Annotated in this window: 9 protein-coding genes; 8 read left to right on the top strand and 1 reads right to left on the bottom strand. The window is 46.0% G+C overall.

Going from position 1 to position 12,930, the window contains the following annotated elements:
• Positions 1-78: 78 nt before the first annotated feature.
• From secE to rpoC, 8 genes are all read left to right on the top strand, one after another.
• Positions 79-459, top strand: coding sequence for a preprotein translocase subunit SecE (secE, locus tag AC3D28_RS10600; RefSeq protein ID WP_098413513.1), 381 nt, complete (start codon positions 79-81; stop codon positions 457-459).
• 13 nt (positions 460-472) lie between these two features.
• The gene (gene nusG, locus AC3D28_RS10595) at positions 473-1,021 is read left to right on the top strand and encodes a transcription termination/antitermination protein NusG (protein ID WP_098413514.1); all 549 of its coding nucleotides are present in this window, start codon (positions 473-475) and stop codon (positions 1,019-1,021) included.
• Positions 1,022-1,186: 165 nt separating this feature from the next.
• Positions 1,187-1,615, top strand: a complete 429-nt coding sequence (rplK, locus tag AC3D28_RS10590) for a 50S ribosomal protein L11 (RefSeq protein WP_488534717.1) — start codon at positions 1,187-1,189, stop codon at positions 1,613-1,615.
• 4 nt (positions 1,616-1,619) lie between these two features.
• Positions 1,620-2,321: a 50S ribosomal protein L1 gene (gene rplA / locus AC3D28_RS10585; protein ID WP_098413515.1), complete on the top strand. Its 702-nt coding sequence runs from the start codon at positions 1,620-1,622 to the stop codon at positions 2,319-2,321.
• 292 nt (positions 2,322-2,613) lie between these two features.
• On the top strand, positions 2,614-3,108 hold the full coding sequence (gene rplJ, locus AC3D28_RS10580; protein ID WP_098413516.1) for a 50S ribosomal protein L10: 495 nt from the start codon (positions 2,614-2,616) through the stop codon (positions 3,106-3,108).
• A gap of 57 nt (positions 3,109-3,165) precedes the next feature.
• Complete coding sequence (gene rplL, locus AC3D28_RS10575) at positions 3,166-3,534, top strand: 50S ribosomal protein L7/L12 (RefSeq protein ID WP_098413517.1); 369 nt, start codon at positions 3,166-3,168, stop codon at positions 3,532-3,534.
• Between the two features lie 251 nt (positions 3,535-3,785).
• Complete coding sequence (gene rpoB / locus AC3D28_RS10570) at positions 3,786-7,814, top strand: DNA-directed RNA polymerase subunit beta (protein ID WP_098413518.1); 4,029 nt, start codon at positions 3,786-3,788, stop codon at positions 7,812-7,814.
• Positions 7,815-7,904: 90 nt separating this feature from the next.
• Entirely contained in the window at positions 7,905-12,107 is a 4,203-nt protein-coding gene (gene rpoC / locus AC3D28_RS10565) for a DNA-directed RNA polymerase subunit beta' (protein WP_098413519.1), read from the top strand.
• A gap of 171 nt (positions 12,108-12,278) precedes the next feature.
• On the opposite strand, the gene rsd is transcribed toward rpoC, so the two are convergent.
• The gene (gene rsd / locus AC3D28_RS10560; protein WP_098413520.1) at positions 12,279-12,770 is read right to left on the bottom strand and encodes a sigma D regulator; all 492 of its coding nucleotides are present in this window, start codon (positions 12,768-12,770) and stop codon (positions 12,279-12,281) included.
• Positions 12,771-12,930: the final 160 nt, after the last annotated feature.

Below are 12,930 nucleotides of genomic sequence, written 5' to 3'. Positions count from 1 at the left end.
TTTTTCAGCGATATGGAGTTTGCCCTGCAACAGCGGGGTCGTCGTCGTCTATATTAAGACTTGTAACAGGTTGGTTTTATGAAAGCAAATAATGCTGAAACTCCTGATAGCTCAAACGCAGCAGATACGTTTAAGTGGGTAGCCGCTTTCGTATTAGCAGCTACCGCTGTTGTGGGTAATTACCTGTATGGTGAAATGTCTGTAGTCATTCGTGCTGCAGGCGTTGTTGTTCTTATTGCAGCTGCCTTAGGCGTTGCAGCAACAACGACTAAAGGTAAAGCAGCGATCAGTTTTGCAAAAGAATCACGTATGGAAGTACGTAAAGTTGTTTGGCCTACGCGCCAAGAAACCATGCAAACCACACTGATCGTTTTAGCTGTAAGTATTGTAATGGCTCTAGTGCTATGGGGTATTGACGGAATTATGGTTCGTCTAGTATCTCTAGTAACTGGGGTATAGAGGGTTTTTATTCATGAGTGAAGCTCCAAAAAAACGCTGGTATGTGGTTCAAGCCTTCTCTGGATTTGAAGGTCGTGTAGCTCAATCTCTGCGTGAGTACATCAAAATGCACGGCATGGAAGAACTATTCGGTGAAGTACTGGTTCCTACTGAAGAGGTAGTGGAAATGCGCGCGGGTCAGCGTCGCAAATCTGAGCGTAAGTTCTTCCCAGGTTACGTCCTTGTTCAGATGATTATGAACGATGAATCATGGCACTTAGTACGTAGTGTGCCGCGTGTCATGGGCTTCATTGGTGGTACCTCAGATCGTCCTGCACCGATCACGGATAAAGAAGCTGACGCGATTCTTAATCGTCTTGAGAAAGCGAGTGAAGCGCCTCGCCCACGAACTATGTACGAAGCGGGTGAAGTGGTACGTGTTAACGAAGGTCCATTTGCTGACTTTAACGGTACTGTTGAAGAAGTGGATTACGAGAAGAGCCGCCTGAAAGTGTCTGTTTCGATCTTTGGTCGTGCAACACCAGTTGAGCTTGAATTTGGTCAGGTTGAAAAACTGGACTAATACTCTTACTTAAAAGAGTATAAAAAATCACCTTTTTAGGGTTGTATCAGGCGCGGATTATGACTATAATTTCGCGCCTTTTTACTTCTCTTGAAGTGAAAAGCTTTTGTTGAAACGGGGAGCTGATCAGTTGATTAGCGCTGGTACCCAAAATTAGGAATAATCATGGCTAAGAAAGTTGAAGCTTACATCAAGCTACAGGTTGCTGCTGGCGCTGCAAACCCAAGTCCACCAGTTGGTCCTGCACTAGGTCAACACGGTGTTAACATCATGGAATTCTGTAAAGCGTTCAACGCAAAAACAGAATCTGTCGAGAAAGGTCTTCCTACCCCAGTTGTTATCACTGTATACAGCGACCGCTCTTTCACGTTCGTAACTAAGACTCCACCTGCAGCAGTTCTTCTTAAGAAAGCGGCTGGCGTTAAGTCTGGTTCTGGTCGTCCAAACACTGAAAAAGTGGGTACGGTAACTGACGCTCAAATCCAAGAAATCGCAGAAACTAAAGCTGCTGATATGACTGGTGCTGATATCGAAGCAATGAAGCGTTCAATTGCGGGTACTGCTCGTTCAATGGGCCTAGTGGTAGAGGGTTAATAAGATGGCTAAACTAACTAAGCGCATGCGCGTAATCCGCGAAAAAGTTGACGTAACTAAAGAGTACGAAATCAACGAAGCTGTAACTCTTCTTCAAGAACTAGCAACTGCTAAGTTCGTTGAATCTATTGACGTTGCTGTTAACCTAGGTATCGATGCTCGTAAATCTGACCAGAACGTACGTGGTGCAACTGTACTACCTCACGGTACTGGCCGAGACATTCGCGTTGCAGTGTTCACTCAAGGTGCAAACGCTGAAGCGGCTAAAGAAGCTGGCGCAGACATTGTTGGTATGGAAGATCTTGCTGAGCAAGTGAAAAAAGGCGAACTGAACTTTGACGTAGTTGTTGCTTCTCCTGATGCAATGCGCGTTGTAGGTCAACTAGGTACTATCCTAGGTCCTCGCGGTCTAATGCCAAACCCTAAAGTTGGTACTGTAACTCCTAACGTCGCTGAAGCAGTTAAGAATGCTAAAGCAGGTCAGGTTCGTTACCGTAACGACAAGAACGGCATCATCCATACTACTATCGGTAAAGCAAACTTCTCTGCTGAGCAGATCAAAGAGAACCTAGAAGCACTTCTAGTGGCTCTGAAGAAAGCTAAGCCATCTTCTGCTAAGGGTACATTCCTTCAGAAAGTAAGCATCTCTACGACAATGGGTGCTGGTGTTGCTGTTGATCAGGCTAGCCTGAGCACGCAAGCATAATTTATTTGATTAGGCGTAAAATTAGTGTATAATTTTGCGCCTAATATTTGTGGTTGGGGCTGAACTTTGGTTCATCGAATTCGTTAAGAGTTCACTGTGAATTATGACCCAGTCTCCATCCAAGACCGTAGGTGCCTATTTTTAAAATAGGCTTAATGTTCCTACGTAGATGGTGCCCGAACTGACAGAAAGCTCTATGTAAATAGTTACCTTTCTTCTGGGAAGCACCTCAATAGCTCTCACTGTTGTGATAATAGTGAGTGGTGTAACGACAACCAGGAGTAAATCCAAGATGGCTTTAAACCTTCAAGACAAAAAAGCAATTGTTGCTGAAGTCAACGAAGCTGCCAGTGGTGCACTTTCTGCAGTTGTAGCTGACTCTCGTGGCGTTGAAGTGGGCGCGATGACTTCTCTACGTAAACAGGCTCGTGAAGCTGGTGTTTATGTACGAGTTGTTCGTAACACTCTAATGCGTCGTGCGGTTCAGGGTACAGATTATGAATGTCTTACTGAGACATTTACTGGTCCTACTCTGATCGCATTCTCTAACGAGCACCCAGGTGCTGCAGCGCGTCTTTTTAAAGACTTCGCTAAAGAGAATAAAAACTTCGAGATCAAAGCTGCTGCTTATGAAGGCGCTCTAACTGACGCTGAAGTACTAGCAACACTACCAACTTACGACGAAGCAATTGCACGCCTAATGATGTGCATGAAAGAAGCTTCGGCTGGCAAGCTGGCGCGTACTATCGCAGCTATCCGCGATCAAAAACAAGAAGCAGCGGCATAGGCCTTGCTTTTTACTGGTTGCTTAATAAACTTATTGTTGACTTAAAAGAGAATTGTTATGTCTATTACTAACGAGCAAATCCTAGATGCAGTTGCAGAAATGTCTGTAATGCAAGTTGTTGAACTAATCGAAGCAATGGAAGAGAAATTCGGTGTTTCTGCTGCTGCTGCTGTTGTAGCTGGCGGCGCAGGCGCAGGCGAAGAAGTTGCTGAGCAAACTGAATTTGATGTAGTCCTAGAAGCTGCTGGCGGTAACAAAGTTGCTGTAATCAAAGCAGTACGTGCTGCAACTGGTCTAGGTCTTAAAGAAGCTAAAGCTCTTGTAGACGGCGCTCCTGCACCTCTTAAAGAAGGTGTTGAGAAAGAAGAAGCTGAAGCGCTTAAAGCGACTTTAGAAGAAGCTGGTGCAACTGTTGCTGTTAAGTAATTATTGCTTAGTTTCTTAGCCTAACGGCTAACTGGCTGGTGGTTTTTAACCACCGGCCTTTTTGCGCTGTAGGGTATAGGTGAATTTCCCCGCTGTTTAAGCGCCTGATACCCGAGCAAAAAACATTTCATTCTTACGAAATGAAATGTCACTACAGTAAACAGCTATATTAGTCACTGTCCCTTACCCCCCTTAAGTAACTAGGAACGGGCGGACAGTTTGGGTCACTTATCAGCGAGCTGAGGAACCCCATGGTTTACTCTTATACCGAGAAAAAGCGCATCCGTAAGGACTTTGGTACTCGTCCACAAGTTTTGGACATTCCATACCTGCTATCGATCCAGCTCGATTCGTTCGACAAATTCATCGAACAGGATCCTGAAGGTCAATACGGTCTTGAAGCCGCTTTCCGTTCTGTATTTCCGATTCAGAGCTACAACGGCAATTCTGAGCTGCAATACGTTAGCTACCGTCTTGGTGAGCCAGTTTTTGACGTTAAAGAATGTCAAATCCGCGGTGTAACTTACTCAAAGCCACTACGTGTAAAACTACGCCTAGTTATCTTTGATAAAGACGCGCCAGCAGGTACTGTAAAAGATATTAAAGAGCAAGAAGTCTACATGGGTGAAATCCCACTCATGACAGACAATGGTACCTTCGTAATCAACGGTACCGAGAGGGTTATCGTATCCCAGCTGCACCGAAGCCCAGGCGTGTTCTTCGACAGCGATAAGGGTAAGACCCACTCTTCAGGTAAAGTTTTATACAACGCACGTGTTATTCCTTACCGTGGTTCATGGCTTGATTTCGAGTTTGACCCTAAGGATAACCTGTACGTTCGTATCGACCGCCGTCGTAAGCTACCAGCGTCGATCATCCTTCGTGCACTAGGTAAGTCGACAGAAGAAATCTTAGATCTCTTCTTCGAAAAAGTGAACTTCGAAGTGAAAGACCAAACTCTACTGATGGAGTTGGTGCCAGATCGCCTACGTGGTGAAACTGCGTCATTTGATATCGAAGCGAATGGTAAAGTTTACGTTGAGCAAGGTCGTCGTGTGACGGCTCGTCACATCCGCCAACTAGAAAAAGATGGCATTGATCACATCGAAGTACCGGTTGAGTACATCGTTGGTAAAGTTGCAGCGAAAGATTACATCAACGATGCAACGGGCGAGATCATTGTTAACGCTAACCAGGAAATCAGCCTGGAAGCATTAGCAAATCTATCTCAGGCTGGCCACAAAGCGCTAGAGGTTCTATTCACGAACGATCTAGACCACGGTCCATTCATGTCAGAAACACTGCGAATCGACAGTACCGTTGATCGTATTTCTGCGTTGGTAGAAATCTACCGCATGATGCGCCCTGGTGAGCCGCCAACAAAAGAAGCTGCAGAAGCGTTATTCGAAAGCCTATTCTTCTCTGAAGAACGTTACGATCTATCGACGGTTGGTCGTATGAAGTTCAATAGCTCTATCGGCCGTGAAGATGCCCAAGAGCAAGGCACACTTGATGAAAACGATATCATCGAAGTGATGAAGAAGCTGATCGGAATCCGTAACGGTATCGGTGAAGTCGATGATATCGACCACTTAGGTAACCGTCGTATCCGTTCTGTAGGCGAAATGGCTGAGAACCAGTTCCGTGTCGGTCTAGTACGTGTTGAGCGTGCAGTTAAAGAGCGTCTAAGCCTAGGCGATCTTGATGCAATCATGCCTCAAGACCTTATCAACGCTAAGCCAATTTCTGCGGCAGTGAAAGAATTCTTTGGCTCTTCACAGCTTTCACAGTTCATGGACCAAAACAACCCGTTATCAGAAGTAACGCACAAGCGTCGTATTTCTGCATTGGGTCCTGGCGGTCTGACTCGTGAACGTGCTGGCTTTGAAGTTCGAGACGTACACGTAACGCACTACGGGCGTCTATGTCCTATCGAAACGCCGGAAGGTCCAAACATCGGTCTGATCAACTCTCTATCTGCGTTTGCGCGCTGTAACGAGTACGGTTTCCTAGAGACGCCTTACCGTCGCGTGGTAGATGGTGTTGTAACAGACGAAGTCGATTACCTATCTGCAATCGAAGAAGGTCAATTCGTTATCGCCCAGGCGAACGCTATGCTTAACGAAGATGGCACGTTTGCCGATGAGTTGATCACCGCTCGTCAGAAAGGTGAATCTGGTCTACACCCTCGTGAGCACGCTCAGTACATGGACGTTGCGACAAACCAGGTTGTATCTATCGCTGCCTCGCTTATCCCGTTCCTAGAACACGATGATGCGAACCGTGCATTGATGGGCGCGAACATGCAACGTCAGGCTGTTCCAACACTGAAAGCGGATAAACCGCTTGTTGGTACTGGTATCGAACGTAACGTAGCGGTTGACTCAGGTGTAACTGCTGTTGCTAAACGTGGTGGTGTCATCCAGTCTGTAGATGCTTCTCGTATCGTTGTTAAAGTGAACGATGAAGAACTAGTACCTGGTGAAGCAGGTATCGACATCTACAACCTGACTAAATACACACGTTCTAACCAGAACACATGTATTAACCAACGCCCATGTGTGATGCCAGGTGAACCTGTATCTCGCGGTGACGTAGTTGCTGATGGTCCTTCAACAGACCTAGGTGAGCTAGCGCTTGGTCAAAACATGCGTATCGCGTTTATGCCTTGGAACGGTTACAACTTCGAGGACTCGATTTTAGTATCTGAGCGCGTAGTTCAAGAAGATCGTTTCACGACAATCCACATTCAAGAACTCACTTGTGTGGCGCGTGATACTAAGTTGGGCTCTGAAGAGATCACCGCAGATATTCCAAACGTAGGTGAGTCTGCTCTGTCTAAACTAGACGAGTCAGGTATCGTTTACATCGGTGCTGAAGTTAAGGGTGGTGACATCCTCGTTGGTAAAGTGACACCTAAAGGTGAAACGCAGCTAACGCCTGAAGAGAAGCTACTACGAGCGATCTTCGGCGAAAAAGCATCTGATGTTAAAGACACTTCACTACGTGTACCTAACTCTGTGTCAGGTACAATTATCGACGTTCAAGTCTTCACTCGCGATGGCGTAGAGAAAGACAAGCGTGCGCTTGAAATCGAGCAAATGCAGCTGAAAGAAGCGAAGAAAGACCTAACTGAAGAATTCCAGATTCTTGAGGGTGGCCTTTTAAACCGTGTGAAAGCTGTATTGATCGACGGTGGTTACACCGAAGCGAAGCTTGACTCTATCGATCGTAAGAAGTGGCTAGAGCTAACGCTTGAAGATGACGCCCTACAAACTCAGCTAGAACAACTTGCAGAGCAGTGGGACGAACTAAAAGCGGATTTCGATAAGAAATTCGAAACCAAGCGTCGTAAGATCACTCAAGGTGATGATCTCGCCCCTGGCGTACTGAAGATCGTTAAGGTTTACCTAGCGGTTAAACGTCGTATCCAGCCGGGTGATAAGATGGCGGGTCGTCATGGTAACAAGGGTGTAATCTCTAAGATCAACCCAGTTGAAGACATGCCATACGATGAAAAAGGTCAGCCTGTCGACATCGTACTTAACCCATTGGGTGTACCTTCACGTATGAACATCGGTCAGATCCTAGAAGTACACTTAGGTCTGGCAGCGAAAGGTATCGGTGACAAGATCACTCAAATGGTGAAAGAGCAACAAGAACTGGCGAAATTCCGCGAGTTCCTGCAGAAAGTTTACGATCTCGGCGATACACGTCAGAAAGTAGACATTGCTTCTCTATCAGATGACGAAGTACGCACGCTGATCAAGAACCTACGTGGCGGTCTACCAATCGCAACGCCAGTATTCGATGGTGCAAACGAGACATCAATCAAAGAGCTTCTAAAACTAGGTGACCTACCAGAGTCTGGTCAGCTAACGCTATTTGATGGTCGTACAGGCGATGAATTTGAGCGTCCGGTAACCGTTGGTTACATGTACATGCTCAAACTGAACCACCTTGTTGATGACAAGATGCACGCTCGTTCAACTGGTTCGTACAGCCTAGTAACTCAGCAACCACTTGGTGGTAAAGCTCAGTTCGGTGGTCAGCGTTTCGGTGAGATGGAAGTATGGGCACTAGAAGCATACGGTGCAGCTTACACTTTACAAGAAATGCTAACGGTTAAGTCGGATGACGTTAACGGCCGTACTAAGATGTACAAGAACATCGTTGACGGTAACCACAGCATGGAACCTGGCATGCCAGAATCATTCAACGTACTGTTGAAAGAGATCCGCTCGCTAGGTATCAACATCGAGCTAGAAGACGAAGAGTAATCCCTTTCCTTAACAGAGAAAGCTGATTATCGGTAGAAAGGTGCTCACTTTTGCGGGTGAGCTCCTTTTAACTCCTTACAGGAGCTGATTGTGAAAGACTTATTAAACTTTCTAAAAGCACAGCATAAGACCGAAGAGTTTGATGCAATCAAAATCGGTCTATCTTCACCAGACATGATCCGTTCGTGGTCTTTCGGTGAGGTTAAAAAACCTGAAACGATCAACTATCGTACGTTCAAACCTGAACGCGATGGTTTGTTCTGTGCGCGTATTTTTGGTCCAGTTAAAGACTACGAGTGTCTTTGTGGTAAGTACAAGCGCCTGAAACACCGTGGTGTTATCTGTGAGAAGTGTGGTGTAGAAGTTACACAAACTAAAGTTCGTCGTGACCGCATGGGCCATATCGAACTTGCTTCACCAGTAGCTCACATCTGGTTCCTAAAATCGCTACCGTCTCGTATCGGTCTACTAATGGATATCCCTCTACGTGATATCGAACGTGTTCTTTACTTCGAAATGTACGTTGTAACTGAACCAGGTATGACGGATCTAGAAAAAGGTCAGATGCTTACTGAAGAAGAGTATCTAGACCGTCTAGAAGAGTGGGGCGACGAGTTCACTGCTAAGATGGGTGCAGAAGCTATCAAAGACCTCTTAGGTTTTATGGATATGCACGCTGAAGCTGAACAAATGCGCGAAGAGCTTGAGACCACAAACTCTGAAACTAAGCGCAAGAAAGTCACGAAGCGTTTGAAGTTGGTAGAAGCGTTCATCTCATCAGGTAATAATCCTGAGTGGATGATCTTGACTGTACTTCCAGTACTTCCGCCAGATCTACGTCCTCTAGTACCACTAGATGGCGGTCGCTTCGCAACTTCAGATTTGAACGATCTATACCGCCGTGTGATCAACCGTAACAACCGTTTGAAGCGTCTTCTAGAGCTAGCGGCTCCGGACATTATCGTACGTAACGAAAAACGTATGTTGCAAGAGTCTGTTGATGCGCTACTAGATAACGGTCGTCGTGGTCGTGCGATTACAGGCTCAAACAAGCGTCCTCTGAAATCTCTTGCTGATATGATCAAGGGTAAACAGGGTCGTTTCCGTCAGAACCTTCTAGGTAAACGTGTAGACTACTCTGGTCGTTCTGTAATCACAGTAGGTCCATACCTGCGTCTACACCAGTGTGGTCTTCCTAAGAAGATGGCACTTGAGCTATTCAAACCATTTATCTATAGCAAACTAGAAACTCGTGGTCTTGCGACGACAATCAAAGCTGCTAAGAAGATGGTCGAGCGTGAAGAAGCGGTTGTTTGGGATATCCTAGATGAAGTCATCCGTGAACACCCAGTACTATTGAACCGTGCACCGACACTTCACCGTCTTGGTATCCAGGCGTTTGAACCGGTACTTATCGAAGGTAAAGCGATTCAGCTACACCCACTTGTGTGTGCGGCGTACAACGCGGACTTCGATGGAGACCAAATGGCGGTTCACGTACCTCTAACTCTAGAGGCACAGCTTGAAGCTCGTACGCTGATGATGTCGACAAACAACATTCTGTCGCCAGCGTCAGGTGATCCGATCATCGTACCTTCTCAGGACGTTGTATTGGGTCTGTACTACATGACTCGTGAAAAGATCAACGTGAAAGGTGAAGGCATGTACCTTTCTGGGCCAGCTGAGGCCGAGAAAGCATACCGCACGAAACAAGCTGAACTTCACGCACGCGTTAAAGTACGTATTACAGAAACCGTTGTCGACGAAGACGGCAATAGCACAACCGAAACTAAGATGGTGGATACCACTGTCGGTCGTGCAATGCTATGGCAAATCGTACCAACAGGCTTACCATTTAGCATCGTTAACCAAAAACTAGGTAAGAAGCAAATCTCTAACCTACTTAACGAGGCATACCGTAAGCTAGGTCTTAAAGATACGGTTATCTTCGCTGACCAAATCATGTACACAGGTTTTGCTTACGCAGCACTTTCTGGTGTCTCTGTTGGTATCGACGATATGGTTGTTCCAGCTGCGAAGTACACTGAAATCGCCGAAGCGGAAGAAGAAGTACGTGAAATCCAAGAGCAATACCAGTCTGGTCTTGTTACTGCGGGTGAGCGTTACAACAAAGTTATCGATATCTGGGCATCGACCAACGACCGCGTTGCGAAAGCAATGATGGCAAACCTTTCCTCTGAAACGGTAATCAACCGTGACGGTGAAGAGGAACAACAAGAGTCGTTCAACAGCATCTACATGATGGCTGACTCGGGAGCTCGTGGTTCCGCTGCGCAGATTCGTCAGCTTGCTGGTATGCGTGGTCTGATGGCGCGTCCGGATGGTTCAATCATCGAAACGCCAATCACTGCAAACTTTAAAGAAGGTCTAAACGTACTTCAGTACTTTATCTCAACGCACGGTGCTCGTAAGGGTCTTGCGGATACAGCATTGAAAACAGCGAACTCGGGTTATCTAACTCGTCGTCTCGTAGACGTAGCTCAAGACGTTGTTGTTACTGAACATGACTGTGGCACTCACGAGGGCGTTGATATGATGCCTCATATCGAGGGTGGTGATGTTAAAGTTGCACTTACTGAGCTCGTTCTGGGTCGTGTCGTTGCTGAAGATGTGCTTAAACCAGGTACAGAAGATGTTCTGATCCCACGTAATACTCTAATTGATGAGAAGTGGTGTCAGATCATGGAAGAGAACTCAGTCGACAACATGAAAGTTCGCTCTGTAGTTACTTGTGATTCTGACTTCGGTTGTTGTGCACAGTGTTATGGTCGTGATCTAGCGCGTGGTCACCTAGTGAACCAAGGTGAGGCAGTTGGCGTTATTGCTGCTCAGTCTATCGGCGAACCGGGTACTCAGCTTACTATGCGTACGTTCCACATCGGTGGTGCAGCATCGACAGCAGCAGCAGAGAACAGCGTTCAAGCGAAGAACAATGGTTCTATCAAACTGCACAATGCTAAGTCAGTAGTGGCGGATGATGGTAAGATCGTTATCACCTCTCGTGCGACAGAGCTAACCATCATCGATGAGTTTGGCCGTACGAAAGAGAAGCACAAACTGCCTTACGGTACACTGCTAAGCAAAGGTGATGGTGACTCAGTTCAAGCGGGTGAAACTATCGCAAACTGGGAAGCGCATACACTACCTATCATCACTGAGGTAGCTGGCCGTATCCAGTTTGTAGACATGATCGACGGTGTAACAGTTTCTCGTCAGACAGATGACCTAACCGGTCTATCTTCAAGCGAAGTCACTGATCCAGCCGCTCGCCCATCAGCAGGTAAAGATATGCGTCCAGCTATCAAACTTGTCGATGAACAAGGTAAAGATGTAATGATTCCTGGCACCGATATGCCAGCTCACTATTTCCTACCTGGTAAGGCGATTGTGAACATCGAAGATGGCGCTGCAGTAGGCGTAGGTGCAACACTAGCACGTATTCCTCAGAAGTCTGGCGGTAACAAAGATATCACTGGTGGTCTTCCACGAGTTGCTGACTTATTCGAAGCTCGTAAACCGAAAGAGCCTGCAATTCTTGCTGAGCACACTGGCACAGTGAGCTTTGGTAAAGAGACCAAAGGTAAACGTCGTCTTGTGATCACTCGTGAAAACGGTGAAGCTTACGAAGAGATGATTCCTAAGCATCGTCAGCTTAACGTATTCGAAGGTGAAAAAGTTGAGCGTGGTGATGTGATTGCAGATGGTCCTGAATCGCCACATGACATCCTACGTCTGCGTGGCGTACACGCTGTGACGGAATACATCGCGAACGAGGTTCAAGAAGTTTACCGTCTACAAGGCGTTAAGATTAACGATAAGCACATTGAAACTATCGTTCGTCAGATGCTACGTAAGTGTACAATTACTCACACTGGTGACTCTGAGTTCTTGCCTGGCGAGCAAATTGAATACTCACAAGTTAAGATTGCTAACCGTGATCTAGAAGCAGAAGGCAAAGAGCCTGCACGTTTTGAGCGTGAGCTTTTAGGTATCACGAAAGCATCTCTTGCGACTGAGTCGTTCATTTCTGCGGCATCGTTTCAAGAAACAACTCGCGTACTAACAGAAGCAGCCGTTTCTGGTAAACGCGATGACCTACGTGGTCTGAAAGAAAACGTAATTGTTGGTCGTTTGATCCCAGCAGGTACAGGTTTCGCATACCACCAAGAGCGTCAAGCTAAACGTTCTGAAGCGCAAGATGGCCCTTCTGCTGAACAAGCAACGGATAACCTAGCAGCACTTCTAAACGCTGGTTTTTCTTCGGAAGAATAAAGCTTTGTAACGAGTAATCGTTTAAGAAAAAAGGCACCTTCGGGTGCCTTTTTGGTTTTTTACTGTTTGCATTACCGCACAGCATTAGCTGGCGGTTGTTCAGAAAAAGAAAAAGCTGACGTTTAGCGTCAGCTCTTGATGTCAATTAAGTCTCTTCTAGCCTGTTGATAACTAGGCTCCTGGTGGCATAGACAAACTTTCTGCGATTTGTTGGATTAAGTAGTCTTCGACTTCAAAGCGAGTCTCAAGAGTCTCGCCGATTAAACACATATCCGAGTCAAAGTCGGCTAACTCATCGTATTCGGTGACATCTGAGTACTTATCGTTAAAGTTTAATATGGGATCTGTGGTAAATATAATTTGCTCGTAGGTTTGATTGATCTCATCTGTGACGACAAAGCCCGTTGCTTTCCAACGATCCATGACCATATCGTAAATTTTGAAATGGCCTTCGGAGATATAATCGACTAGGTGCTGACAGAAATTCTGCAATTCTGAAGGAGATGGGAGTTCAATAACGTTTGTTTTCGAACAAGGTTGCAGTGCTGCAAGCTTACAATATTCAACAATCAAGGATTGTCTCATTTCTAGCCAGTGATCAATAACATCACTGTAGCCACCCCACTGGTCTTGTGTTTGTTTGAATTTTTTTAGCATGACCATGCCCTCATGATCTGATCGTCCGTTGACGAACGTATCCTTTGCATAGCAAAGTTAGTAAAGTTATTACAAACGCTTGTCCTTACTAGAATTTATAGTTGCAAACTTGTCTAACGACAAACTCTAGTATGAAATTAGATTGCCAGTAAAATGAATGAACTTC

This window comes from Vibrio sp. TAP-3B, from assembly GCF_057784735.1.
The sequence above is the reverse complement of the archived record's forward strand: the minus strand, read 5'-3'. Positions and strand labels throughout refer to the sequence as shown.